Origin of the sequence: Microbacterium sp. Ru50 (assembly GCF_002920555.1) — a bacterium.
Lineage (GTDB): Bacteria > Actinomycetota > Actinomycetes > Actinomycetales > Microbacteriaceae > Microbacterium > Microbacterium arborescens.
On the sequence record NZ_PQSV01000001.1, the window covers coordinates 462,600 to 484,888 of the forward strand.

Consider the following 22,289-nt stretch of genomic DNA (forward strand, 5'->3'; position numbering starts at 1 on the left):
ACCGCTAGCGTCACTTCCCGCATCCCTGACGAAAGGAGGTTCCCCGATGTTGATTTCTGTCACCGCGTTTAACGCTGTTGCTGTTCGTTCCGAGCACCGCGACCGTTTCGTCTGCGTTATCGGTGGAGCCGCCGTCGTCGGTGCTCCGCTGAACGTCTGAGTCTGCGAGTCCCTCGCCCCGTTCCGCCTTTCCGCCCCGCGTGATCTCCGCGCGCCGGGCAGCAGCCCCTGGCTGCCCCCGCGACGCACGTCGTCGTCATCGCACATCCGCCCTCTTCGAACGAGGACACCATGAACACCGTCGTACAACGACGTCCCGAGGTCGCGCCTGCGCGGCCTGTCATCCCCGAGCAGACTCTCGTCGGCCGTCCGACCCTCGCCCAGCGCGTTGCGCTGCGGATCGCACTGCGCCTCATCGTGTGGAGCGCGAACCGCGGCGCTAGCTCTGCGCCAGAGGTCGCGTACCGCCGCGAGCAGCTCGCCGCTCGAGAGGCACGCGAGCGCCACTGGGAGCGCGCGTACCTGCTCACTCCCTACCGTTGATCCGCGTGGGGTCTCGGCGACGAGACCCCACGCCATCGAAAGAGAACCATGAACGACATCACCGCGCAGCTCGAGCTGCGCTCTCTCCACGTTCCCGACCGCATCGATGCGCCGGACGCCGCGGACTTCTGCGAGATGGTCCGCGTGCGCAATCTCGTGTACCGCGAGATCACCGGCAGCGATGACGACGCCGCCCGCCCCGACGAGCTGCTCCCCCACTATCGCCCGAGTCCGGACGAGACGCGGTTCAGCTGGCTCGCGGTCTGGGACGGCACAGTCGTCGGGCGCGTGGGGCTCGACGTCCCCCACGAGGCCGGATCCGATACGGCGTACTGGCTCATCGAACTGTTGCGTGACGTCCACGGCCGCGGGATCGGGTCGCACGCGCACGCTCTGATCGAGCGCACGGCCCGCGAGCACGGACGGCACGTTCTGCAGACGTACGCCGAGCATCCCGACCAGCCGGGCGACAGGATGGCCGCACCGACGGGGTACGGCGACATCCCGCGCGACCATGCCGCGCGGTTCCTCCTGCGGCACGGCTACACGCTCGAGCAGATCAACCGGAAGAGCGTGCTGGATCTGCCCGGCTCCGCCGCCGTCGTCGATGAGCACCTGGCGCGAGCCGCAGTCGCGGCCGCCGGGTATCGCGTGGTGCGATGGACTGTGCCGACGCCGCCGGAGTTCGTCGAAGGGTACGCCTGGCTCAAATCGCGCATGTCGACCGACGCCCCCGCCGCCGGCCTCGAGGTGGACGAGGAAGAGTGGGATGCCGCGCGCCTGGCCCGCCACGATGCGCGCTACGTCGAAGCGGACCAGACACTGCTCGTGACCGCTGCCCAGCACATCGAGACCGGTGAGCTCGCAGCCTTCAACGAGCTCATGATCAGCTCGGACCGCACCGGAGCGACCCACCAGCACGACACCCTCGTGGCGGCGACGCACCGCGGCCACCGGCTCGGGATGCTCGTGAAGTGCGCAGGGCTCGTGGCGTGGCGCGAGATCGCCCCCGGCTCGCCCCGCGTCATCACCTACAACGCCGAGGAGAATCGGCCGATGCTCGACATCAACGAGGCCCTCGGCTTCCGGCCGCTCTCGTACGAGGGGGCCTGGAAGAAGCGGCTCAGTAGCGGCGACGCTGGCAGCGCGGACAGTAGTGCGATGACCGATTGGTGAACGCGACCCGGACGATGGCCGAGCCGCATCGCGAGCACTCCGCTCCGGTGCGGCCGTAGGCCTCCAGAGAGTGGGCGAAGTAGCCGGCCTGGCCGTTGACGTTCACATACTGCGCGTCGAAGCTCGTGCCGCCCTCGGCGAGAGCCTTCGTCATGACCGCGACGACCGCTTCCAGGAGGCGTTCGCGCGCGGGGCGCGAGAGGAGAGATGCCGCGGTCTCCGGGTGGATGCGGGCCGCCCACAGCGCCTCGTCGGCGTAGATGTTGCCGATACCGCTGACCACGCCCTGATCGAGCAGAACGCGCTTGATGCCCGACGAACGCCGCGCCAGCTCTCGATGGAAGCGCGCGGCGTCGAACGCGGGGTCGAGGGGATCACGGGCGATGTGCCGCACCTGTCCCGGGATCAGGGCAGCATCCGTTCCGCGCCCACCCGCGGCGCCATCCGCGGTCGGCTCGAGGTCGTCGACGGCTAGCGATCCGAAAGTCCGCTGATCGACGAAGAGCACGGACAGCTCGCCGTGCGCGGGGTGCACGATGTCCCAGCGGATCCGTTCATGACGCTCGGTGGGGGCGCCCGGCTCGCGCAGGAGCATCTGCCCGCTCATCCCCAGGTGGGCGACCACCGCGCGATCCGAGTCGGCCACGGGGAACCACAGGAACTTGCCGCGGCGCGCGGCCGCGGCAAGCGAGCGGCCGATCAGCTCCCGCTCGAAAGACTCCGGCGTCCCGGCGTGGCGCGTGAGCGCGCGCGCATCGAGGACCGTGCAGGCCTCGATGCGCGCGCCGACGACGGCCGGCTCGAGACCGGCACGGACGACCTCGACTTCGGGAAGCTCAGGCACGGGCCGACAGCACGTGCCACACAGCGAGGGCGGCGGCCATCTCGGCCTGCTTCTTGCTGCTTCCCACTCCCTCGCGTGACACGTCGCCGACGGTGACGGTCGCGGTGAAGACGCGGTGGTGGTCCGGCCCCGAGGCCTCGATGCCGTAGACGGGCGGCGCGACGCCCAGATGCGCGGCGAGCTCTTGCAGCGAGGTCTTCGGGTCCATCGCCGCCCCGTACCGAGCGGGGTCGGCCAGAAGCGGCGCCACCAGCCGAAGGACGAGTTCCTGCGCACGGTCCGGGCCCGCCGAGAGGAACGCCGCACCGATCACGGCCTCCATGGCGTCGGCGAGGATCGAGTCTTTGTCGCGACCGCCGGTCTGCGTCTCGCCGCGCCCCAGCATGATGTGGTCGCCCAGCCCGATCGTCCGCGCGACCTCGGCCAGGGCGACGGTCGAGACCACACTCGCCCGCCGCTTCGCCAGGGCGCCCTCGTCGAGATCCGGATGCGTGCGGAAGAGGTGCACGGTGACGGCCTGACCCAGGATCGAGTCGCCGAGGAACTCCAGGCGCTCGTTGTGAGGTGTCCCGCCGTTCTCGTACGCGTACGAGCGATGGGTGAGGGCGAGCGACAGAAGCTCGGGGTCGATATCGACCCCGAGCTTCTCGGTGAGCGCCGAGCGCTCGGTGATGTTCTCAGTCACGCCGCTCGTCGTCAGACGTCAGCGACCTTGCGACCCTTGTACTCGAGGAACAGCTCGGTGCCCTGCGAGTCGGTGACGACCTTCGCCTGGTGGGGACGGCTGTAGACGACCTTGCCGTTCTCGATGGTCTTGACGAGGGCGGGAGCCTCGGCCTTCCACTGCGCGCGACGCGAACGCGTGTTGGAGCGGGAGACCTTCCGCTTCGGGGGGTTACCTGCCATGGCTAGCTCTTCTCTGTGTCGGGCGCGACGCGATGGTCTGCGTCGTCGTGGTCTGGGGTGTAGGCCGTCAGCGCGGCCCAGCGCGGGTCGATCTGCACCTGCTCCGCAGGCTCCGCTCCGGGCGTCAGCTTCTCACCCGTGACCGGGTCGAGCCCGGGGCAATCCGGCTGACACACCGGCTGGAACGGAAGCGCCAGGACGATCGAATCCCTGACCGGAGTTTCAAGATCCACGTGGTCGTCTTGAACCTCGAAGTCGGACGCTTCGTCCCCAGAATACCCGAAGAGCTCCTGAAACTCGATTCGGAGGGGGCGTGTCAGCTCCATGAGGCACCGACCGCAGACCCCTTCGTAGACAGTGTCCGCCTCCGCGGTCGCCAGGATGCCCTCGTGGACCGACTCGAGGCGCACCTCGAGTTCGATAGGCTGACCCGACGGGACGAACACGAGGCCCTCACCCCATTTGTCGGGCGCGGGCACGCTGAACGCGAACTCCCGCATCTCCCCCGGCTGGCGCACGATGTCGTGCACGGGGATGACGAATGGTCCGGTGACGTGCTTTCTACCCACGATCGACCATGGTAGTCGCCGTGGCGACGAGCGGACTCAGATGCCGCGGGATCCGGTGTCGAGGAAGCGCGCGACGGGCCCCGGGACGAACGGCGACACGTCGCCACCGAGCGAGGCGACCTGCCGCACGAGCGAGCTCGAGACGAGCGCGTGCGCGGGGTCGGGAAGGAGGAACACGGTCTCGATCTGTGCGAGGTGCCGGTTGACGATCGCCATCGGCGTCTCGTAGGCGACGTCGACCTGCGAACGGATCCCCTTGACGAGAATTCCGGCGCCGACGTCGGTCGCGTAATCGACGAGCAGCCCCATGCTCCACGCGGCGACCACGATCTCGCCCTCGATCCCGGCGTCGTCGATCGACTGCTCGAGCAGCGCCTGCCGCTGCGCGATGGGGAGCATCGCTTCTTTGCCCGGGTTGTGCACGACCAGGACGTGAAGCTGGTCGTAGAGGGCCGCGGCACGACGGATGACGTCGAGATGGCCGAGGGTCGGCGGATCGAAGGAGCCGGGCACGACCGCGATCCGGTTGCTCATGCTCCGAGCCTAGTTCCTATGGAGCGCGCCGCGCTCGTCCTCGCCGAGCCGCCGCGCGATCGCAGCAGCCAGTCCCGGATGGCGGGAGAGGTCGGGGTCGTCGCCCAGCACCTCGGCTGCTTCCTCGCGCGCCTGCGCGATCAAGTCGGCATCGGCGACGACGCGGAGCAGGCGGAGCGAAGACCGGGCGCCCGACTGCGCATCGCCGAGAACGTCTCCCTCGCCGCGGAGCTCGAGGTCGACCTCGGCGAGGGAGAAGCCGTCGGTCGTCGCCGCGACGGCCTCGACCCGCGAACGCGCCGCCGTGTCGGGATCGGCCTCGGTGACCAGGAGGCAGAGACCGGGAACGCTTCCGCGACCGACCCGGCCGCGAAGCTGGTGCAGCTGCGAGACGCCGAACCGCTCGGCTTCGAGGATCACCATCGTCGAGGCGTTGGGCACATCGACGCCGACCTCGACGACCGTCGTGGCCACCAGCACGTCGATCTCACCACGGGCGAAGGCCTGCATCACGGCATCCTTCTCGTCCGCAGGCATCTTGCCGTGCAGCGTGGCCACCGTCAGATCGGCGAAGGAGGGATGCTGGGCGAGCATCGCGCTCGCCTGCACGACACCCCACCGCGTGCGCGCGCGCGTACCGTCTTCGAGCATGCCCGCGTCGTCGGTGTCGTCGACGACGGCCTTCTCGGCGTCGATCGCCGCACAGACGACGAAGGCCTGGCGCCCGGCGGCCACCTCTTCGGCCACACGCTCCCACACACGACCGAACCACCCGGGCTTCTCGGCCAGGGGCGCGACGAAGGTCGAGATGCCCGCACGCCCCGTCGGCATCGTGCGGATGGTCGACACGTCGAGGTCTCCGAAGACGGTCATCGCCACGGTGCGCGGAATCGGCGTCGCCGTGAGCACGAGCACGTGGGGCGAGGTTCCCTTGGCGCGCAGGGCCTCGCGCTGCTCGACCCCGAATCGGTGCTGCTCGTCGACGACGACGAGGCCGAGGTCGGCGAACGTCGTCGAGGCGCTCAGCAGGGCGTGGGTGCCGACGACGATCCGTGCCTGGCCGGATGCCGCGCGCAGCGCTGCCTTGCGCCGCTCGGCGGCCGGCTGCGCCCCCGTGAGCAGAGTGGGCATCAGCTCGGGTGCCAGCCGCGGCCCGAGCATCTTCGCGATGGATCGCACGTGCTGCGCAGCGAGCACCTCGGTCGGCGCGATCAGCGCGGCCTGCCCGCCCGATTGCGCGACCTGCAGCATCGCGCGCAGGGCGACGAGGGTCTTGCCCGACCCCACTTCCCCCTGCACGAGACGATTCATCGGCCATTCGTTCACGAGGTCTGCGGCGATCGCGTCGCCTACCGTGATCTGGTCCGGCGTGCGCTCGAAGGGCAGGGAAGCGTCGAACTGCTCGAGCAGGTCGCCCGCGGGCCGGGAGGTCGCGGCGAGCTGGCGGACCTGGATGCGGTGCTGGAGGAGTGCTGCTTGCAGTACGAATGCTTCGTGCATCCGCAGGGCCGCGAACCCCGGCCGCACCTGTTCGGGAACCGTGGGCGTGTGGACCTGGACGAGCGCGGTGCGAGCGTCGAGGAGCTGATGACGTGCGCGCACCTCATCGGGGAGCGGATCGGGTACCTCGCCGAGCCGGGCGATGACGTCGGCGATGATCTTGCGCAGCTGCCAGCTGGTGATCGTACTCGTGGCGGAGTAGATGGGGATCGGTTCGAGGCTGCGCGCGACCGCCGTCACGCGCGCCTCGACCTCGTCGTCGAAAAGCTCGTAGTCGGGATGCGCGAACTGCTGCTTCCCCTTGAACACGCCGACCTTGCCCGAGAAGATGCCCTGCCGCCCGACCCGGAGCTCTTGGAGACGCCACTTCTGCCCGAAGAAGGTCAGCGTCGCCTCGCCGACGCCGTCGCTGATCACGACTTCGAGGAGCGAGCCGCGACGCTGACGCATCGGGCGCTCGGAGACCGACTTCACCTCGGCGACGATCGTCGCCATCTCGCCGACGGGCAGTGAGGAGATGGGCGTCAGCTCGCCACGACGGGCATAACGACGCGGATAGTGTGCGAGGAGGTCGCCGACGGTGGACATCCCGAAAGCACGCGAGAGGGTCGCCGCGACCTTCTCGCCCACGGCCTGCGGCAGCGGTGTATCGAGGTCGACCTGCGGCATGGACACGAGTCTAGGCAGGAGGTCGGACACGGTGCCGCCAGGCTCTACGGTAAGAGGATGCTCCGACGCGCGATCGCCCGCCTCTTCTGGACGTTCAGCCGCTGGCGCCTCGTCAGCACACCCGCCCCGACGAGGCCCACGATCCTCATCGGGGCGCCCCACACCTCCAACTGGGACTTCGTGCTCATGCTCGCCATCGCGTGGCGCCTGCAGATCCCCATCCGCTGGCTCGGGAAGAAGAGCCTCTTCCACGGGTGGCGGAGCGGTCCGATGCGGCGGCTGGGCGGCATCCCCGTCGACCGGGACGACCCGTCGCGCGTCGTGGACGACGTCCTCGCGCAGATCGCGGCGGGCGACGTCTTCGGGCTCGTCATCACCCCCGACGGAACCCGGACCTCGCGCACCGGATGGAAGTCGGGCTTCTACCGCATCGCACGCGCGTCGGGTCTGCCCGTCACGCTGGGCTACGTCGACCGCACCACGATGACCACGGGCCTGGGACCGACCATCGAGCTCACCGGCGACGTCGCCGCCGACATGTCGGTCATCCGCGCCTTCTACGCCGACAAGGCCGGCTTCCGCCCCGAGCTCCGCAGCGAGCCACGGCTGCGTGACGAAGAGGGCGGCGGCTTCCCGAAGGGTGATGCCGGAAAGGCGGGACCCGCATGACACGCATCATCGCCGGCGCCGCAGGATCTCTCGCGCTGCGTGTACCCGATCGCGGCACGCGTCCGACGAGCGATCGCGTCCGCGAGTCCCTCTTCGGCGGACTCGACGCATCGGGCATCCTCGACGGCGCGCGTGTGCTCGACCTGTACGCGGGCTCGGGCGCGCTCGGCCTGGAGGCGCTCAGCCGAGGGGCCGCATCCGTCGACCTCGTGGAGAAGTCGGCCCCGGCCGCCGCCGTGACCGAACAGAACGCACGGACAGTCGCGCGAGCAGTCGCCTCGTCGCCGGTCAGGGTCCACCGCAGCAGCGCCGACACGTTCCTCGGGTCGGCGACCGGTCCGTTCGACCTCGTCTTCCTGGATCCGCCCTACGACCTCGACGACGACGCGCTCGCCGTCACGCTCGCGTTGCTCGCAGACCTCTGCGCGCCCGGAGCGGTCGTCATCGTCGAACGCGCCAGCCGCTCCCCCGAGCCGCGTGTTCCGGCGCGACTCGAGCCGTTGCGCACCAAGCGCTACGGCGACACGACCCTGTGGTGGTTCGAACGCGCGGTCGACGCGGATCAGCCCCCGGCACCGTCCCAGTCGCGGTAGGGGTCCCACCCGCCGGCCGAACGCTCCGGCAGCCCGTCGACGGTGAGCGGGTCGGGGCCCGCCGCGCCGACCGAGCCGATCGCACGGAAGCCCGCCGGGAGGATGGTGTTGGCCGGGAAGGTCGCGAGGAGCGCATGATCCTCCCCGCCGCGGAGCGCACGATCGCTGTCCGGGCCCAGCGCGAGACGTGCGATGTCGAGCGTGACCCCCGAGGCGCGCGCGAGCCGACGGGCATCGCGCACCAGGCCGTCCGAGACGTCCATCATCGCTGTCGCGCCCGCTCTCGCCGCCGCCGCGCCGGAGCCGATCGGCGGGCGGGGACGCAGCTGCCCCGCCACAGCAGTGCGCTCGGGCGCGGTGAGGATTTCGGCGTCCACCGCGACCGCCTGACCGTCCTCGTCGCGGAACCGCTCGAACAGGATGTCGAGCCCGGCCGCCGCAAGCCCGACCTCGCCGCAGATCGCCAGGATGTCGCCGGGCCGGGCGCCTGAGCGGAGCACCGGAGAGTGCCCCGGCTCCATCTCGCCGATCGCGGTCACCGCGATCGTCAGAGTGTCCGAGCTCGTGAGGTCGCCGCCCGCGACACGGCAGCCCGGTGCGAGCTCGTCGCAGGCCTCGCGCAGACCGGTCGCCAGCTCCCGGACGAACCCGATGGTCGTCTCGGGAGGCATCGCGAGAGCGACGAACAGGGCCACGGGCCGGGCGCCCATCGCGGCGACGTCCGCCAGGTTGACCGCCGCGGCCTTCGCGCCGAGGTCCCTGCCGGACGACCATGCGAGACGGAAGTCGGGCCCGTGGATGAGGGTGTCGGTCGTCACGACGACGCGCGCATCGGCGAGCTGGAGCACCGCCGCGTCATCACCGGGTCCGACGAGCGAATCGGAAGGACCGAGGCGCTCGAGGATCGCGGCGAGCACCGCCTCCTCCGAGAGCGAGCCGACGGGGGTGGCGGGGGCGGCGTCGGGCATGGCTCCACGCTACCGCCGCGGTCGACCGGCTCGCGGCGCAGTACCCTGGAGAGGTGCTCCGCCGCCGATCCATCCCCGCTCTCGTCCTGGCCTCGGCGACCCTCGTTCTCGCCGGCTGCGCGGGAACCGTGAACGTTCCGGCGGCGCCGCAGGCGAACGCTCCCGAGTGCGCGGACGTGATGGTCCGCCTCCCGCAGACGGTCGCCGGAGCGGAGCGTCGCTGGACCGACAGTCAGGCCACCGCTGCCTGGGGCGACCCCGCCACCATCATCTTCTCGTGCGGCGTAGCCTCGCCCGGCCCGACGACGCTGCGCTGCGAGTCCGTCGCGGGAGTCGACTGGGTGATCGACGAATCCGAGGCTCCCCGGTTCCGCGTCGTCACCTTCGGGCGCACTCCCGCCGTCGAGCTCTTCTTCGACACCGAGAGCTCCGAGGACGTCCAGGGCGTGTCGAGCCGAGAGGTTCTCGACGAGCTCTCGCGAGTCGTCTCTCGGCTTCCCCGCGACGGCGGCGAATGCGTCGAACGCTCGGAGGCTACCCCGGTCCCGTCGCCCGTCGAACCCTGAGCGCGGGTCGCATCTCCGCCGTCGGAACCCGTCAGACGCGGTCGGCGACGCGGGAGAGCGCGATCTCGATCAGCTCGGAGATCAGATCGCCGTAGCTGAGGCCGGAGGCGATCCAGCACTTGGGGAACATCGAGATGGGCGTGAACCCCGGCATGGTGTTCAGCTCGTTGACGTACAGCCCGTCGGGCGTCCGGAAGAAGTCGACGCGCGCGAGACCGCGGCCGTCGACAGCGGCGAAGGCCGCCACCGCCATCCGCTTGAGCGCGTCGATCTCATCCTCGGTGACGTCGGCGGGGCAGACGACCTCCGCGCCGTCACCGCCGAGGTACTTCCCCTCGAAGTCGTAGAACTCACGCGTCGTCAGCACGATCTCCCCCGGCAGCGACGCACGGGCGGGCCCGCCGCCGCGTCCCTCCAGGACCGCGACTTCGACCTCACGGCCGACGATCGCGGGCTCGATCAGCACCTTGCCGTCTTCCGCGAAAGCGAGTTCGAGGGCGGCGTCGAGCTCACCGGGTTCGTGGACCTTCGACACGCCGACGCTCGAGCCGGCGCGCGCCGGCTTGACGAAGCTCGGGATGCCGAGAGCCGCGGCATCGGAGCGGACGCCTTCGGGATCCCGACGCCACCGGGCCTCGTCGACGGTGACCCAGGGCGCGACGGGGATACCGGCCGCCTGCAGCACGATCTTCATGAAGTGCTTGTCCATGCACAGCGCCGAGTCGAGGACGCCACCACCGGCGTAGGGCAGCTGCAGGGTGTCGAAGAAGCCCTGTATCGTGCCGTCCTCACCGTGCGGGCCGTGCAGGATCGGCAGCACGACGTCGACCTCGCCGAGGACATCGATGTCGCCGTCGACGCGGCGGACACGCAGCTCGCGCGGTCCGCCCGGCTCCGGCCACAGCACGCGAGTGCCGTTGTCGACGACCTCCGGCATCCGCTCCGGGTTCAGCGCGAACTTATCGGCGTCGTCGTCCTCGAGGACGAAGGCCCCCTCGCGCGTGATCCCGACGGGGATCACGCGGTAACGCTCACGATCGATCGCGCGCAGGACCCCGGCCGCCGTTGCGGAACTGATCGAATGCTCGCTGGAACGCCCGCCGAAGAGCACCGCTACTGTTGTCGTCGCCATGGGGGGTCCTCTCGCCGGTCGGCTTATCGTCGTCGGTGGTCAGGTGGGGCGCGATGTCGCGCGGGTTCATGGTGCCGTCCAGGACCATCTTGACCTGTTCGACGATGGGCATCTGCACTCCCGCGGCGCGCGCCAGCGTCAGGACGGGCGCCACGGACGCCAGGCCTTCGGCGGTCTGGTCCATCTGCTTCACGACGTCCTGGAACGAGAAGCCCTGTCCGAGCAGGCGCCCGGCCGTGTTGTTCCGGCTCAGGGGCGACTGGCAGGTCGCGATGAGGTCGCCGAGGCCCGCAAGGCCCTGGAGCGTCTCGGGGTGAGCTCCCTGTGCCACGGCGAAGTCCGTCATCTCGACCAGACCGCGCGTGATGATCGAGGCCTTCGTGTTCTCGCCGTACCCGACACCGTCCACGATGCCGATCGCGACGGCGATCAGGTTCTTCAGCACACCGCCGAACTCGGTCCCGATGACGTCGGTGTTGACGAACGAGCGGAAGTACCCGTTGCGGGCACGCAGAGCGACCGCCTCGGCGGTGTCCTGACTCGCCGAGGCGATGACGGCGGCGGTCGGCTGCTCTCGCGCGATCTCGAGCGCGAGGTTGGGGCCCGATGCCACCGCGATGCGGTTGGGGTCGCAGTCCAGTCCCTGCTCGATCACCTGGCTCATCCGCAGGCCGGTGCGCTTCTCGACGCCTTTCATGAGCGACACCACCGGCATGGTTCCGCCGGCGATGAGCGGGCGGATGGCGGTGAGGTTCTCGCGCAGCGCCTGGCTCGAGACCGCGAGGTACACCTGCTCAGCACCGTCGAGCGCCTCGGAGAGATGATGGGTGGCCGTCATCGAGCGCGGGAGGTTGATGCCCGGCAGATAGCGGCTGTTGCGCTTGCCTTCGCGGATCTCGTGCGCAAGCTCGGTGCGGCGCGCCCACATCGTGACCTGGGCCCCGCCGTCGGCGAGAACCTTTCCGAACGTCGTTCCCCAGCTGCCCGAACCGATGACGGTGACGCGGGGTCCGGTGGTCTCGGTCCTACGGCTCAAGGCGACCCGTCTCCTTCTGGCCGTGCTGTCCCGGATTCCAGCGCTCGGCGGGCGGCTCCTCGCCGCGGAGCTGCCCCAGCAGGCCCGCGATACGCGCCATGACGGTATCCGTGGCCGCCACCAGCTGGGCCGGCGACGGCGTGACGCCCGGCTCCAGCGCGAGATCCACCCGCGGCCCGAACCGCACGCGGATGCGCTTGCGGAGCGGCCAGGCGCTGAACTTGCCGTAGCGGGGCAGGATCGAGTGCACGCCCCACGTCGCGACCGGGATGATCGGGATGTCGCCGGCCGTTGCGACACGCACCGCGCCCGACTTGCCGCGCATCGGCCACAGATCGGGCTCGCGGGTCAGCGATCCCTCGGGATACACGATGACGCCGCGGCCGTCGGCCACGAGCTCGGCGGCCTGGGCGATCGCCTGGCCGGCGGCGGAGGCCGACGTCGTCCGGGAGACCGGGATCATGCCGAGGCCCTTCAGGACCGCGCCCACGACCGGTACCCGGAAGAGGCTCTCCTTCGCCATGAAGCGCGGTGCCCGCCCGAGCCGCCAGGTCGCGACCGCGATCACGATCGGGTCGAACTCGCTGTAGTGGTTCGGGGCGAGGACGTACGGCCCCTCCTCGGGGAGATGCTCACCGCCCTCGATCTCGATCCGGGCGAGCAGTCCGACGGCGGGCACGACCACGGCTGCCGCCAGCCAGAACGGTGTCGGCTTGGTCTTCTCCGCTGACGCGCGACGGCGGTTCTCGGACATCGGTCAGCCGATGACGTCGAAGTCGGCGCCGAGCGCCTCGAGCTTGTCGAAGAACTTCTCGTAACCGCGACGGATGATCCCGACGTTGCGAACGACCGAGACGCCCTCGGCCGCCAGCGCCGCGATGACGTAGCTGTAGCCCCCGCGGAGGTCGGGCACGACGACATCCGCCCCGTGCAACGGGGTCGGACCGGTGATGACCGCGGCCTGCTCGAGCGCACGACGGGGAACGCGGCGATCCGGGCTCGCGATGCCCTCGGGGTGCACCACGATCTGAGCACCCATCTTGTTGAGGGCCTGCGTGAAGCCCAGACGGTTCTCGTACACCGTCTCGTGCACCGTCGAGACGCCTTCAGCCTGAGTGAGCGCGACGATGAGCGGCTGCTGCCAGTCGGTCATGAACCCCGGGTGGACGTCGGTCTCGACCGAGACGGGACGCAGTGCGCCGTCGCGACGGAACCGGATGCCGTCCTCCTGGATGTCGAAGTCGCCGCCGGCCTTGCGGAAGACGTTGAGGAACGTCAGCATCTCCTGCTGCTTGGCGCCGCCGACGAAGATGTCGCCGTCGGTCGCCAGCGCAGCGCATGCCCACGACGCGGCCTCGTTGCGGTCGAAGATCGACCGGTGGTCGTATCCCCGGAGCCGGTCGACGCCCTCGATGAAGATGACGCGGTTCGGCTCGTAGGAGATGATCGCGCCCATCTTCTGCAGGACCGCGATCAGATCCATGATCTCGGGCTCGATGGCGGCGTTGCGCAGTTCCGTCGTGCCCTTGGCCCGTACCGCGGTCAGCAGGACCTGCTCGGTGGCCCCGACACTCGGGTAGGGCAGTTCGATGTCGGCCCCGTGGAGGCCCTCGGGCGCCGAGAGACGGATGCCGCTGGGCTGCTTGTCCACGATCGCGCCGAACTTGCGCAGCGCGTCGAGGTGGAAGTCGATCGGGCGGTCGCCGATACGGCAGCCGCCGAGGTCGGGGATGAACGCCTGGCCGAGCAGGTGCAGCAGCGGTCCGCAGAAGAGGATCGGGATTCGCGAAGCACCGGCGTGCGCGTCGATCTCCTCGAACCCGGCCGACTCGGCGCCGCTCGGGTCGAGCCGGTACGTGCCCTCGCCGTCGTCGGCGACCGTCACCCCGTGCACCTCGAGAAGCGAGCGCACCACGGCGACGTCGCTGATGTCGGGGACGTCGCGCAAGACGCTCTCGCTCTCACCGAGCAGCGAGGCGACCATGGCCTTGGTCGCGAAGTTCTTCGCTCCCTTGACGTCGACACGTCCGACGAGGGGCCGTCCGCCCCGGATCTCGAGGATCTCGCCGTCTTCGCGACGGCTGCCGTTCTCCGATGCGATCGGCTCACTCGGCGGAGTGCTCATGCAGGACTTCCTCACTTGGTGATCGAGGGCGGGGCGGATCTTCGCCCCACGGGTCAGGGGCGTGATCCGGGGCTACGCGACGGGGAGTGTCCGAGGTCGCCACGCCTCACGGCGCGCCTCGAACTGCGCGATCGCCTCTTCATTGCGCAGCGTGAGCCCGATGTCGTCGAGTCCCTCGAGGAGCCTCCAACGAGTGTAATCGTCGATCTCGAAGGGGACTCGGAGGTCACCCAGAGCGGCGACGCGCGCCTCGAGGTCGACCGTCATCCGCATTCCGGGCTGCGCATCCACGGCAGCCCAGATCGCCTCACGGTCCGACTCGGAGATGACGCCCGCGAGGAGTCCCTGCTTACCGGCGTTGCCGCGGAAGATGTCGGCGAACTTGGGGGCCAGCACCACGCGGAATCCGAAGTCGCGCAACGCCCAGACGGCATGCTCACGGCTCGAGCCGGTACCGAAATCCGGACCCGCGACGAGGATCGACGCCCCCGCGAAGGCCGGCTGGTTGAGGACGAACTCGGGATCCTGACGCCAGTTGGCGAAGAGGGCGTCTTCGAAGCCGGTCTTGGTGACGCGCTTGAGGTAGACGGCGGGGATGATCTGGTCGGTGTCGACGGCGGAGCGCTTGAGCGGGGCGACGACACCGGTGTGGGTCTCGAACTTCTCCATGGTCAGGCCTCGACCTTCTCGCGTGCGGGCAGATCGCTCGGTGACGCGAGGCGCCCGAGCACGGCGGTGGCGGCGGCGACGAGCGGCGAGACCAGGTGCGTACGGCCGCCCTTGCCCTGGCGTCCCTCGAAGTTGCGGTTGCTGGTCGACGCGCATCGCTCACCGGGAGCGAGCTGATCGGGGTTCATCCCCAGGCACATCGAGCAGCCGGCGAAGCGCCACTCGGCGCCGAACTCGGTGAAGACGCGGTCCAGGCCCTCGGCCTCCGCCTCGAGCCGCACGCGGGCCGAGCCCGGAACGACCATGACGCGGACGCCGTCCGCCTTCGTGCGTCCCTCGATGATCGACGCGAACGCGCGGAGGTCCTCGATGCGGCTGTTCGTGCACGAGCCCATGAACACGGCGTCGACCGGGATCTTCTTGAGCGGCGTGCCCGGCTGCAGGTCCATGTACTCGAGCGCACGCTCGGCCGCGGCCTTCTCGTTCGGATCGCTGAAGTCGTCGGGCGAGGGAACCGTCGCACTGAGCGACACACCCTGGCCGGGGTTGGTGCCCCATGTGACGAACGGCTCGAGCTCGCCCGCGTCGATGAAGATCTCGGCGTCGTAGACGGCGCCCTCGTCGCTGGGGAGCGTGCGCCAGTAGGCGACGGCGTCTTCCCAGTCCTGCCCGGTCGGCGCGTGCGGACGGCCCTTGACGTACTCGAAGGTGATCTCGTCGGGGGCCACCATGCCGGCGCGGGCGCCGGCCTCGATCGACATGTTGCACATGGTCATGCGCCCCTCCATCGAGAGGGAGCGGATGGCGCTGCCGCGGTACTCGAGCACGTAGCCCTGACCGCCGTTGGTGCCGATCTTGGCGATCACGGCGAGGATGATGTCCTTCGCCGTCACACCTTCCTTCAGCTCGCCCTCGACGGTGATCGCCATCGTCTTGAAGGGCTTCAGCGGCAGCGTCTGGGTCGCCATGACGTGCTCGACCTCGCTCGTGCCGATCCCGAACGCCATCGCGCCGAACGCGCCGTGCGTCGAGGTGTGGCTGTCACCGCACACGACCGTGATGCCGGGCATCGTGAGGCCCAGCTGGGGCCCGACGACGTGGACGATCCCCTGCTCAGCGTCGCCGAGGGAGTGGAGGCGGACGCCGAACTCCTCGGCGTTGCGCCGCAGCGTCTCGATCTGCGTCCGGCTCGTCAGGTCTGCGATCGGCTTGTCGATGTCGAGCGTCGGGGTGTTGTGGTCCTCGGTCGCGATCGTGAGGTCGAGGCGCCGCAGCGGACGGCCTTCGGCGCGCAGACCGTCGAAGGCCTGCGGACTGGTGACCTCGTGGACGAGGTGCAGGTCGATGTAGATGAGGTCGGGCTGACCGTCTTCACCCTTGACGACGAGGTGGTCGTCCCAGACCTTCTCGACCAGGGTGCGCGGGCGCTCGGGAGGGGTGGGAATGCTCATGGGGTTTCGTTCTCCTTGCGAACCGGGATCAAGCCCACGACGGACTCCGCGGCGAGGAGGGGCTCAGAACGAGACCTCGCCGCGGCCGCTAAGGAGAAGGCGAGCGATCCGCATGCGGTCAGAATACCACCGGGCGCGGCGGGGGCGTCCGGTCACGAGCGCTCGTCGTCGCGCACGGACGGCTGCTCGACCGTCGGAGGCGTGCCCTGCTCGTCGGCGACCGCGGCAGCAGCCTGAGTCGGGTCGGCAGCGTCGCGGTCGTGACGCGCGGCGATCAGGCTCGCGACGGTCGCGACGAGCATCGCGCCGACGATGACCCCGAGGGAGACCCACGTCGAGATCTCGGGCGCCCAGGCGATACCGTCGCCGCCGTTGATGAACGCGAGCTCGTTCTCGTGCATGGCGTGGAGGATCAGCTTCACGCCGATGAACGCGAGGATGAATGCGATGCCGTAATGCAGGTACTTGAGCCGGTCGAGCAGGTCGCCCAGCAGGAAGTAGAGCTGCCGCAGGCCCATCAGGGCGAAGATGTTGGCGGTGAACACCAGGAACGGATCCTGCGTGATGCCGAAGATCGCCGGGATCGAGTCGAGGGCGAACAGCAGATCGGTGACGCCGATCGCGACGAAGACGATGATCATCGGGGTGAACATCCGCTTGCCGTCCACGACGGTCCGCACCTTGGGGCCGTCGTACTCGTCAGAGATGTCGACGGTTCGACGGATGATGCGGACGAGGAAGTTCTCCTTCTTCACGTCGTCGTCGTGGTCGCCCTCGGGAAGCGCCTGCTTGATCGCCGTGTAGATGAGGAAGGCCCCGAAGATGTAGAACACCCAGCTGAACTGCTCGATGATCGCCGCCCCCGCGAGGATGAAGAGACCTCGAAGCACCAGCGCGATGATGATGCCCACCATCAGCACCTTCTGCTGATATCGCCGAGGAACCGAGAACTGGCTCATGATCAGGACGAACACGAACAGGTTGTCGATCGACAGGCTGTACTCCGTCAGCCATCCCGCGACGAACTGGCCGGCATGCTCGACGTCGGCGACGGCCCACAGGATGCCGGCGAACACGAGCGCCAGCGACACGTAGAACAGCACCCACAGCGTCGATTCCTTCGGGGACGGGATGTGGGGTCGCTTGACGATGATGAGCAGGTCGGCGACGAGCACGAGCACCAGGACGACGAGCGCGACGATCTGGAACGGCACGGGGAGGTCCATGCGAGCCTTTCGGGGAGGAAGCCTCCCGAGACTACACCCCGGCTCCCCCGCGGCCCGGGTGTGAGACGGTTCGCGACGACGCGACACTGATGGGGTGAGGGAAGGAACTCGGACGCATGGTCGACACGATCGCACGCGGTGATGCCGAACTCGTCGAAGCGGCGGCATCCGGAAGCGAACACGCCTTCCGCACGCTCTACCGGGCTTACGTCCGGCCGGTGTACTGGCTCGCGCACGGCCTTCTCGGCGATTCCGCCGAGGCCGAGGACGTGGCCCAGGAGACGTTTCTCGTCGCCTGGCGCAAGCTCCCGGACCTTCAGCTGGCAGGCGAGTCGCTTCTGCCGTGGCTGATCACGATCTGCCGATTCCAGAGCGCGAACCGCATCCGAAGACGCCAACGCGAACGCCGGCACACGACCGAGGCGGACACCGCCGACGTCGCCGACACCGTCGATGTCGAGCGACAGGTCGTGGAAAGCGACCTGGTCGAGCGCATTCTCGCCGCCGTCGGCTCCTTGAGCCCGCTCGACCAGGACATCTTCCGACTCTGCGCCGCGGAGGGGTTCGCGTACCAAGCGGCAGCCGATCGCCTCGGCGTCAGCCATGGGACCGTCCGGAACCGGCTTTCCCGCATCCGCACTTTCGTCCGCTCGAGCGTTGAACCGGAGCAGTCATGAACGATCTACCCACCCTCGACGACCGCCGCATCGACGCGATCGAGGAGGCGTTGTTCGCGGACATCGCCCGCGAACGGGCGGAGGCACGGGCCCGCGACGACCTTTCCGTGTCGCAGCGACGGCGTCGGCGCCGCACCTGGTGGGGCGCGACAGGAGCGGCCGCAGCCGTCATCGTCGTCGCCGCTGCCATCGCTCCGCAGCTGACCAGCAGCAGCGGCGGCGCGTCATCGGCCTCCCCCGCCGGCGAACCGGGCTGGACGATCGGCTCGCTCGAGGACGGTGGCGTCTCGTCGGACGGCGGCAGCTCTGAGGCTGCTCCTGAGCCTTTCGTCCTCGACGACTCCGGCGCCGCGATCTCCGGGAGCCGCGCCGAGACCGATGCCGCGGTAAACGGGCGCGAGGTCGTCGCGACGGCATCGGCCTCGGTGGTCGTCAGCGATCCCCGCGCCGCAGCGGAGTCGATCGCCGATGCAGCGGTCGCAGCCGGCGGGTACGTCGAATCGATGAGTCTCGGTGACGGCGCTCCGGCGCCCCTCGACGGGGTGGCGACGTGGCCCCGTCCCTCGGGAACGGCATGGGTGAGCGTGCGCGTCCCCGCGACGAGTCTGGAGGATGCGATCGCGGGCCTCTCGGACGTCGGCGAGGTCGAGAGCTCCCAGGTCTCGCGCGACGACGTGACGACTCAGACCACAGACCTGCGTGCGCGGGTAGCCGCCGGTCAGGCCTCGGTCGAGCGGCTGACGGAGCTCATGGGGCAAGCGGGCTCGGTCGCGGATCTCATCGCAGCCGAGTCCGCGCTCGCTGAGCGACAGGCCGACCTCGACTCGCTGCAGCAGCAGCTCACCGCGCTCGAGTCGCAGGTCGCCCTGTCGTCGCTCACGGTTCAGCTGCAGGTTCCGGCCGAGAAGGTGGACGCCGATCCCGCGGGCTTCGGCGACGGACTCGCGACGGGATGGAACGGGCTCATCGCCACGTTCAACGGGATCGTCGTGGGGCTCGGATTCCTGCTCCCCTGGCTCGCCGTGATCGGGCTCACGGCTGCGCTGATCTGGCTCGTCGTCTCGACGACTCGCCGGCGTCGGGCGCGTCGGGAATCGCCCGAGTCCTGAACGCGCAGCGGGGAGATCCCGGGCGGGAATGCGAAACGCCCATCCGAGAGGATGGGCGTTTCGCGGTGGTGACCCCAGCGGGATTCGAACCCGCGTTACCGCCGTGAGAGGGCGGCGTACTAGGCCGCTATACGATGGGGCCGTACTTTTCTGTTTTCCCCGGGGCTCCGGAGGCAACCGTTAAAGTATGCCACGGCCTCGCGCATCCGGCAAAATCGAGGCCCCCATTGCCGTCTCGGGCGTGTCGGGCGTTGACTGAGGACATGCATGTCACCAAGCACGAACACGCCTGCCTGCGCCTCGAGCGCGAGGGCAAGACCCTGATCATCGATCCCGGCACGTTCACCTCACCTCTCGAGGATCTGCACGACGTCGTGGCTGTCGTCGTCACCCACGAGCATCCCGATCACTGGACGTCCCAGCACCTCTCGTCGATCCTCGAGCAGTTCCCGAACATCCCCGTGTACGGCCCCGAGGGTGTCGTGCGGGCGGCCGCGGGGTTCGACATCCGCGAGGTCTCCCCCGGTGACAAGCTGGAGGCGGGCCCGTTCAGCCTCGAGTTCTTCGGCGGACGCCACGCGGTGATCCACGAGTCGATCCCCGTGATCGACAACGTCGGCGTCCTCGTCGACGACGAGTTCTACTACCCCGGCGACTCCTACGCCGTGCCCGAGGGAGCGCATGTGAAGCTCCTCGCGGCGCCCGTCGGCGCCCCCTGGCTGAAGATCGGCGACGCGATGGACTTCGTGCTCGAGGTCAAGCCGCAACGGGTCTTCGCGACCCACGACATGACGCTGTCTGCGGCGGGCCTGTCGATGGGCCGCGAGCGGCTCTCGTGGGCGGCCCAGCAGAATGGCGGCGACTTCGTGGCGCTGGACCCGGGCGACTCCACCGACATCTGACCCCCGGAAACGACGGATGCCGTGGACCCGAAGGTCCACGGCATCCGTGCTTCGCGGGCGGATCAGGCCGCGTCGTGGTCGATCTCGAGGAAGGCGACGAGCTCGTCGAGCGCCTTCTCGGCACCCTCACCCTCGGCCTTGAGCGTCACGACCGAGCCCTGCGAGGCGCCCAGGCCCATGATGCTCAGGATGCTGCCGGCGTTCAGGTCGGGGCCGCCCTCGACGGCGATCGTGACGGGGACGCCCTTCGACTGCACCTCCTGCACGAAGAGCTTCGCGGGGCGGGCGTGCAGTCCGGAGCTGCTCGCGATGGTGGCGGTGCGTTCTGCCATGGTGGTGTCTCCTCAGACTGTCGCGGTCGCCGCGGCCGGGGCCGGGGCGGTGGAGCTCTTGCGGACGTACTTCTTGAGCACGACGAGCAACAGCGCAGAAACGACGGTACCTGTCAGAAGCGCGACGAAGAAACCCCACACCGGCGAGATGGCGAACAGCACGAACACGCCGCCGTGCGGAGCGAAGCTCTGGACCCCGAACCACATGCTCAGCGCACCGGTGATCGCCCCGCCGACGAGGGATGCCGGGATGACGCGCAGCGGGTCCGCCGCCGCGAACGGGATCGCACCCTCACTGATGAACGATGCGCCCAGCAGCCATGCCGCCTTGCCGTTCTCGCGCTCGACCGGCGTGAAGAGCGGACGGGCGAGCACCGTCGACGCGAGCGCAAGAGCCAGCGGCGGCACCATTCCCGCCGTCATGACCGCAGCCATGATGAGGTACGGGGCTGTGTTCTCCGTCGACGCGGCCGCGAGGCCGGTGGTGGCGAAGACGTAGGCGACCTTGTTGATCGGACCGCCGAGGTCGAAGCACATCATGAGGCCCAGGATCACGCCGACGACGATGAGGCCCGCACCGCTCTGGGTGAGGTTCGTGAGTCCGTCGGTCAGGAGCGCCATGAGCGCGGCGATGGGGCGGCCCAGGAACAGGATCATGAGACCCGAGGCGACGATCGAACCGAGCAGCGGGATGATGACGACAGGCATCAGACCGCGCAGCCAGCGCGGAGCGGGGAGGCGTCCGAGCCACCAGGCCACGAAGCCGGCGAGGAAACCTCCGATGATGCCGCCGATGAAGCCGGCGCTCATCGTGACGGCGATCGCACCGGCGACGAATCCGGGAGCGATGCCCGGGCGGTCCGCGATCGCGTAGGCGATGTAGCCCGCGAGGGCGGCCACCAGGAAGCCCATGGATGTCGAGCCGATCATGAACGCCACCGACCCGAGGTACTGGCCGAGCGGGCCGAACGGCGACGTGATGTCGGTGGTCGGCAGGTTCCACAGCGCGTTGTCGATGATGACCTTCGACGCATTCGCCGTGACCTCGTAGCCGCCGAGGGCGAAACCGAGGGCGATCAGGAGACCGCCGCCGGCGACGAAGGGGATCATGTAGCTGACGCCCGTGAGCAGGATGCGCTGGATCTTCGCGCCCCACGACAGGTTCTGCGACGCGGTTCCCGCACCGGAACCGGCATCCGCTGCGGCACCGCTGACGCGGGCGGCGTTCGGGTTGGACGCGGCGGCGACGGCTTCGCGGATCATCTGCGCGGGCTGCTCGATGCCGCGCTTGACGCCCGAGCGGATGACCGGCTTGCCGGCGAACCGCGACATCTCGCGGACGTCGACGTCGGTGGCGAAGATCACGGCGTCGGCGTTGTCGATGACGGATGCCGGCAGCGCCTGGTATCCGCTCGAGCCCTGGGGTTCGACGACGAGGTCGACCCCCGCTTCCTTACCCGCGGCCGTCAGGGCGTCGGCGGCCATGAAGGTGTGGGCGATGCCCGTCGCGCACGAGGTCACGGCGACGATGCGCGCGGGCCGACCGTCGATCGTCAGGTCACCGGAGGCTGCTGCAGCCGGGGCAGCGGAGGTGGCCGGCGGCGCGGCGGTTGCGGAAGCCGGAGCGACCTCGCCCTCGCCGATCGCCGCGCGAACCGTACGCACGACGTCGTCGGCAGTCGCCGCCGCGCGGAGGTCGCTCGTGAACGTGTCCTGCATCAGGCTGCGGGCGAGACGCGACAGCACGGCGAGGTGCTCTTCGGCGGCGTTCTCGGGCGCGGCGATGAGGAAGACGAGGTCGGCCGGTCCGTCGGGCGCCCCGAAGGCCACGCCCGGCTTCAGCCGTGCGAAGGCGAGGGAGGCCTGCGTCACCGCAGCGCTCTTCGCGTGCGGGATCGCGATGCCACCGGGAAGCCCGGTCTCATCCTTCTCCTCGCGAGCGATCGCGTCATTCGCGAGGGCGTCGGCGTCCGTGGCGCGGCCCTGCGCTGCGACGAGGCGAGCGAGAGCGCGGATGACGTCCTTCTTGTCGGTCCCGAGGGGCGCGTCGAGGCTGACGAGCTCCGGGGTGATGGTGTCGGACACGGTGTCCT

General features: G+C 69.6%; 24 protein-coding genes and 1 tRNA gene. 8 read left to right on the forward strand and 17 right to left on the reverse strand.

Annotation, left to right across the window (positions count from 1 at the left end; genetic code table 11):
- Positions 1 to 291 precede the first annotated feature (291 nt).
- Entirely contained in the window at positions 292 to 543 is a 252-nt protein-coding gene (locus C3481_RS02140) for a hypothetical protein (protein WP_023950993.1), read from the forward strand.
- Positions 544 to 591: 48 nt separating this feature from the next.
- Entirely contained in the window at positions 592 to 1,719 is a 1,128-nt protein-coding gene (locus C3481_RS02145; RefSeq protein ID WP_103840601.1) for a GNAT family N-acetyltransferase, read from the forward strand.
- On the opposite strand, the gene mutM is transcribed toward C3481_RS02145, so the two are convergent.
- The 6 genes from mutM to C3481_RS02175 all read right to left on the reverse strand — a co-directional run bounded on the left by mutM (position 1,667) and on the right by C3481_RS02175 (position 6,741).
- Positions 1,667 to 2,563 carry a bifunctional DNA-formamidopyrimidine glycosylase/DNA-(apurinic or apyrimidinic site) lyase gene (gene mutM, locus C3481_RS02150; RefSeq protein WP_103840603.1) on the reverse strand — a complete coding sequence of 299 codons (897 nt, stop codon included), beginning with the start codon at positions 2,561 to 2,563 and terminating at the stop codon, positions 1,667 to 1,669. The genes C3481_RS02145 and mutM overlap by 53 nt on opposite strands.
- Positions 2,556 to 3,248, reverse strand: a complete 693-nt coding sequence (rnc, locus tag C3481_RS02155; protein WP_103840605.1) for a ribonuclease III — start codon at positions 3,246 to 3,248, stop codon at positions 2,556 to 2,558. Before rnc ends, mutM begins: the two co-directional genes overlap by 8 nt.
- Before the next feature lie 11 nt (positions 3,249 to 3,259).
- Entirely contained in the window at positions 3,260 to 3,469 is a 210-nt protein-coding gene (gene rpmF / locus C3481_RS02160; protein WP_013586329.1) for a 50S ribosomal protein L32, read from the reverse strand.
- 2 nt (positions 3,470 to 3,471) lie between these two features.
- The gene (locus C3481_RS02165; RefSeq protein WP_052007726.1) at positions 3,472 to 3,969 is read right to left on the reverse strand and encodes a DUF177 domain-containing protein; all 498 of its coding nucleotides are present in this window, start codon (positions 3,967 to 3,969) and stop codon (positions 3,472 to 3,474) included.
- Positions 3,970 to 4,074: 105 nt separating this feature from the next.
- Positions 4,075 to 4,572 (reverse strand): pantetheine-phosphate adenylyltransferase, encoded by a 498-nt coding sequence (gene coaD, locus C3481_RS02170; protein ID WP_023951000.1) that lies wholly within the window; start codon positions 4,570 to 4,572, stop codon positions 4,075 to 4,077.
- Between the two features lie 9 nt (positions 4,573 to 4,581).
- The gene (locus C3481_RS02175; protein ID WP_103840607.1) at positions 4,582 to 6,741 is read right to left on the reverse strand and encodes an ATP-dependent DNA helicase RecG; all 2,160 of its coding nucleotides are present in this window, start codon (positions 6,739 to 6,741) and stop codon (positions 4,582 to 4,584) included.
- Between the two features lie 57 nt (positions 6,742 to 6,798).
- Between C3481_RS02175 and C3481_RS02180 the strand changes: the two genes are divergently transcribed.
- A complete protein-coding gene (locus C3481_RS02180) occupies positions 6,799 to 7,410 on the forward strand; it encodes a 1-acyl-sn-glycerol-3-phosphate acyltransferase (protein WP_023951004.1) in 612 nt (203 codons plus the stop codon).
- Entirely contained in the window at positions 7,407 to 8,003 is a 597-nt protein-coding gene (rsmD, locus tag C3481_RS02185) for a 16S rRNA (guanine(966)-N(2))-methyltransferase RsmD (RefSeq protein ID WP_023951006.1), read from the forward strand. Before C3481_RS02180 ends, rsmD begins: the two co-directional genes overlap by 4 nt.
- Here rsmD and thiL read toward each other — a convergent pair.
- Positions 7,973 to 8,971, reverse strand: coding sequence for a thiamine-phosphate kinase (gene thiL / locus C3481_RS02190; RefSeq protein ID WP_023951008.1), 999 nt, complete (start codon positions 8,969 to 8,971; stop codon positions 7,973 to 7,975). The two genes, rsmD and thiL, sit on opposite strands and share 31 nt — an antisense overlap.
- Before the next feature lie 53 nt (positions 8,972 to 9,024).
- Between thiL and C3481_RS02195 the strand changes: the two genes are divergently transcribed.
- A complete protein-coding gene (locus C3481_RS02195) occupies positions 9,025 to 9,537 on the forward strand; it encodes a DUF3515 family protein (RefSeq protein WP_023951010.1) in 513 nt (170 codons plus the stop codon).
- 31 nt (positions 9,538 to 9,568) lie between these two features.
- Here the strand turns inward: C3481_RS02195 and C3481_RS02200 are convergent, their stop codons facing one another.
- From C3481_RS02200 to C3481_RS02230, 7 genes are all read right to left on the reverse strand, one after another.
- Positions 9,569 to 10,669, reverse strand: a complete 1,101-nt coding sequence (locus tag C3481_RS02200) for a D-alanine--D-alanine ligase family protein (protein WP_023951012.1) — start codon at positions 10,667 to 10,669, stop codon at positions 9,569 to 9,571.
- Positions 10,569 to 11,705 (reverse strand): NAD(P)H-dependent glycerol-3-phosphate dehydrogenase, encoded by a 1,137-nt coding sequence (locus tag C3481_RS02205; RefSeq protein WP_023951014.1) that lies wholly within the window; start codon positions 11,703 to 11,705, stop codon positions 10,569 to 10,571. Before C3481_RS02205 ends, C3481_RS02200 begins: the two co-directional genes overlap by 101 nt.
- Positions 11,695 to 12,459 carry a 1-acyl-sn-glycerol-3-phosphate acyltransferase gene (locus C3481_RS02210; protein WP_103840609.1) on the reverse strand — a complete coding sequence of 255 codons (765 nt, stop codon included), beginning with the start codon at positions 12,457 to 12,459 and terminating at the stop codon, positions 11,695 to 11,697. Before C3481_RS02210 ends, C3481_RS02205 begins: the two co-directional genes overlap by 11 nt.
- Positions 12,460 to 12,462: 3 nt before the next feature.
- Positions 12,463 to 13,830, reverse strand: coding sequence for a UDP-N-acetylglucosamine 1-carboxyvinyltransferase (gene murA / locus C3481_RS02215; protein ID WP_023951018.1), 1,368 nt, complete (start codon positions 13,828 to 13,830; stop codon positions 12,463 to 12,465).
- Positions 13,831 to 13,902: 72 nt separating this feature from the next.
- On the reverse strand, positions 13,903 to 14,499 hold the full coding sequence (gene leuD / locus C3481_RS02220; RefSeq protein ID WP_103840611.1) for a 3-isopropylmalate dehydratase small subunit: 597 nt from the start codon (positions 14,497 to 14,499) through the stop codon (positions 13,903 to 13,905).
- A 2-nt stretch (positions 14,500 to 14,501) separates the two neighbouring features.
- Entirely contained in the window at positions 14,502 to 15,950 is a 1,449-nt protein-coding gene (gene leuC / locus C3481_RS02225; RefSeq protein WP_103840613.1) for a 3-isopropylmalate dehydratase large subunit, read from the reverse strand.
- A gap of 152 nt (positions 15,951 to 16,102) precedes the next feature.
- Positions 16,103 to 17,176 carry a TerC family protein gene (locus C3481_RS02230; RefSeq protein ID WP_023951024.1) on the reverse strand — a complete coding sequence of 358 codons (1,074 nt, stop codon included), beginning with the start codon at positions 17,174 to 17,176 and terminating at the stop codon, positions 16,103 to 16,105.
- A 116-nt stretch (positions 17,177 to 17,292) separates the two neighbouring features.
- Here C3481_RS02230 and C3481_RS02235 point away from each other — a divergent pair, with 116 nt between their 5' ends.
- Both C3481_RS02235 and C3481_RS02240 read left to right on the forward strand, forming a co-directional pair.
- Positions 17,293 to 17,853 (forward strand): RNA polymerase sigma factor, encoded by a 561-nt coding sequence (locus tag C3481_RS02235; RefSeq protein WP_023951025.1) that lies wholly within the window; start codon positions 17,293 to 17,295, stop codon positions 17,851 to 17,853.
- Entirely contained in the window at positions 17,850 to 18,962 is a 1,113-nt protein-coding gene (locus C3481_RS02240) for a DUF4349 domain-containing protein (protein WP_103840615.1), read from the forward strand. The genes C3481_RS02235 and C3481_RS02240 overlap by 4 nt, the downstream gene beginning before the upstream one ends.
- A gap of 66 nt (positions 18,963 to 19,028) precedes the next feature.
- On the opposite strand, the gene C3481_RS02245 is transcribed toward C3481_RS02240, so the two are convergent.
- Positions 19,029 to 19,104, reverse strand: a tRNA-Glu gene (locus C3481_RS02245).
- Between the two features lie 121 nt (positions 19,105 to 19,225).
- Between C3481_RS02245 and C3481_RS02250 the strand changes: the two genes are divergently transcribed.
- Complete coding sequence (locus C3481_RS02250; protein WP_103840617.1) at positions 19,226 to 19,864, forward strand: MBL fold metallo-hydrolase; 639 nt, start codon at positions 19,226 to 19,228, stop codon at positions 19,862 to 19,864.
- A 62-nt stretch (positions 19,865 to 19,926) separates the two neighbouring features.
- Here C3481_RS02250 and C3481_RS02255 read toward each other — a convergent pair whose 3' ends face one another.
- Positions 19,927 to 20,196: an HPr family phosphocarrier protein gene (locus tag C3481_RS02255; RefSeq protein ID WP_023951028.1), complete on the reverse strand. Its 270-nt coding sequence runs from the start codon at positions 20,194 to 20,196 to the stop codon at positions 19,927 to 19,929.
- Between the two features lie 12 nt (positions 20,197 to 20,208).
- Positions 20,209 to 22,281 carry a fructose-specific PTS transporter subunit EIIC gene (locus tag C3481_RS02260; RefSeq protein WP_103840619.1) on the reverse strand — a complete coding sequence of 691 codons (2,073 nt, stop codon included), beginning with the start codon at positions 22,279 to 22,281 and terminating at the stop codon, positions 20,209 to 20,211.
- Between the last annotated feature and the right edge of the window lie 8 nt (positions 22,282 to 22,289).

Bases quoted from the DNA above. Each gene is read 5' to 3' on its own strand.
- C3481_RS02140 (WP_023950993.1), top strand. From the start codon at position 292: ATGAACACCGTCGTACAACGACGTCCCGAGGTCGCGCCTGCGCGGCCT.
- C3481_RS02145 (WP_103840601.1), top strand. From the start codon at position 592: ATGAACGACATCACCGCGCAGCTCGAGCTGCGCTCTCTCCACGTTCCC.
- rpmF (WP_013586329.1), bottom strand. From the start codon at position 3,469: ATGGCAGGTAACCCCCCGAAGCGGAAGGTCTCCCGCTCCAACACGCGT.
- C3481_RS02165 (WP_052007726.1), bottom strand. From the start codon at position 3,969: ATGCGGGAGTTCGCGTTCAGCGTGCCCGCGCCCGACAAATGGGGTGAG.
- coaD (WP_023951000.1), bottom strand. From the start codon at position 4,572: ATGAGCAACCGGATCGCGGTCGTGCCCGGCTCCTTCGATCCGCCGACC.
- C3481_RS02175 (WP_103840607.1), bottom strand. From the start codon at position 6,741: ATGCCGCAGGTCGACCTCGATACACCGCTGCCGCAGGCCGTGGGCGAG.
- C3481_RS02180 (WP_023951004.1), top strand. From the start codon at position 6,799: ATGCTCCGACGCGCGATCGCCCGCCTCTTCTGGACGTTCAGCCGCTGG.
- rsmD (WP_023951006.1), top strand. From the start codon at position 7,407: ATGACACGCATCATCGCCGGCGCCGCAGGATCTCTCGCGCTGCGTGTA.
- thiL (WP_023951008.1), bottom strand. From the start codon at position 8,971: ATGCCCGACGCCGCCCCCGCCACCCCCGTCGGCTCGCTCTCGGAGGAG.
- C3481_RS02200 (WP_023951012.1), bottom strand. From the start codon at position 10,669: ATGGCGACGACAACAGTAGCGGTGCTCTTCGGCGGGCGTTCCAGCGAG.
- C3481_RS02210 (WP_103840609.1), bottom strand. From the start codon at position 12,459: ATGTCCGAGAACCGCCGTCGCGCGTCAGCGGAGAAGACCAAGCCGACA.
- murA (WP_023951018.1), bottom strand. From the start codon at position 13,830: ATGAGCACTCCGCCGAGTGAGCCGATCGCATCGGAGAACGGCAGCCGT.
- leuD (WP_103840611.1), bottom strand. From the start codon at position 14,499: ATGGAGAAGTTCGAGACCCACACCGGTGTCGTCGCCCCGCTCAAGCGC.
- leuC (WP_103840613.1), bottom strand. From the start codon at position 15,950: ATGAGCATTCCCACCCCTCCCGAGCGCCCGCGCACCCTGGTCGAGAAG.
- C3481_RS02230 (WP_023951024.1), bottom strand. From the start codon at position 17,176: ATGGACCTCCCCGTGCCGTTCCAGATCGTCGCGCTCGTCGTCCTGGTG.
- C3481_RS02235 (WP_023951025.1), top strand. From the start codon at position 17,293: ATGGTCGACACGATCGCACGCGGTGATGCCGAACTCGTCGAAGCGGCG.
- C3481_RS02240 (WP_103840615.1), top strand. From the start codon at position 17,850: ATGAACGATCTACCCACCCTCGACGACCGCCGCATCGACGCGATCGAG.
- C3481_RS02250 (WP_103840617.1), top strand. From the start codon at position 19,226: ATGCATGTCACCAAGCACGAACACGCCTGCCTGCGCCTCGAGCGCGAG.
- C3481_RS02255 (WP_023951028.1), bottom strand. From the start codon at position 20,196: ATGGCAGAACGCACCGCCACCATCGCGAGCAGCTCCGGACTGCACGCC.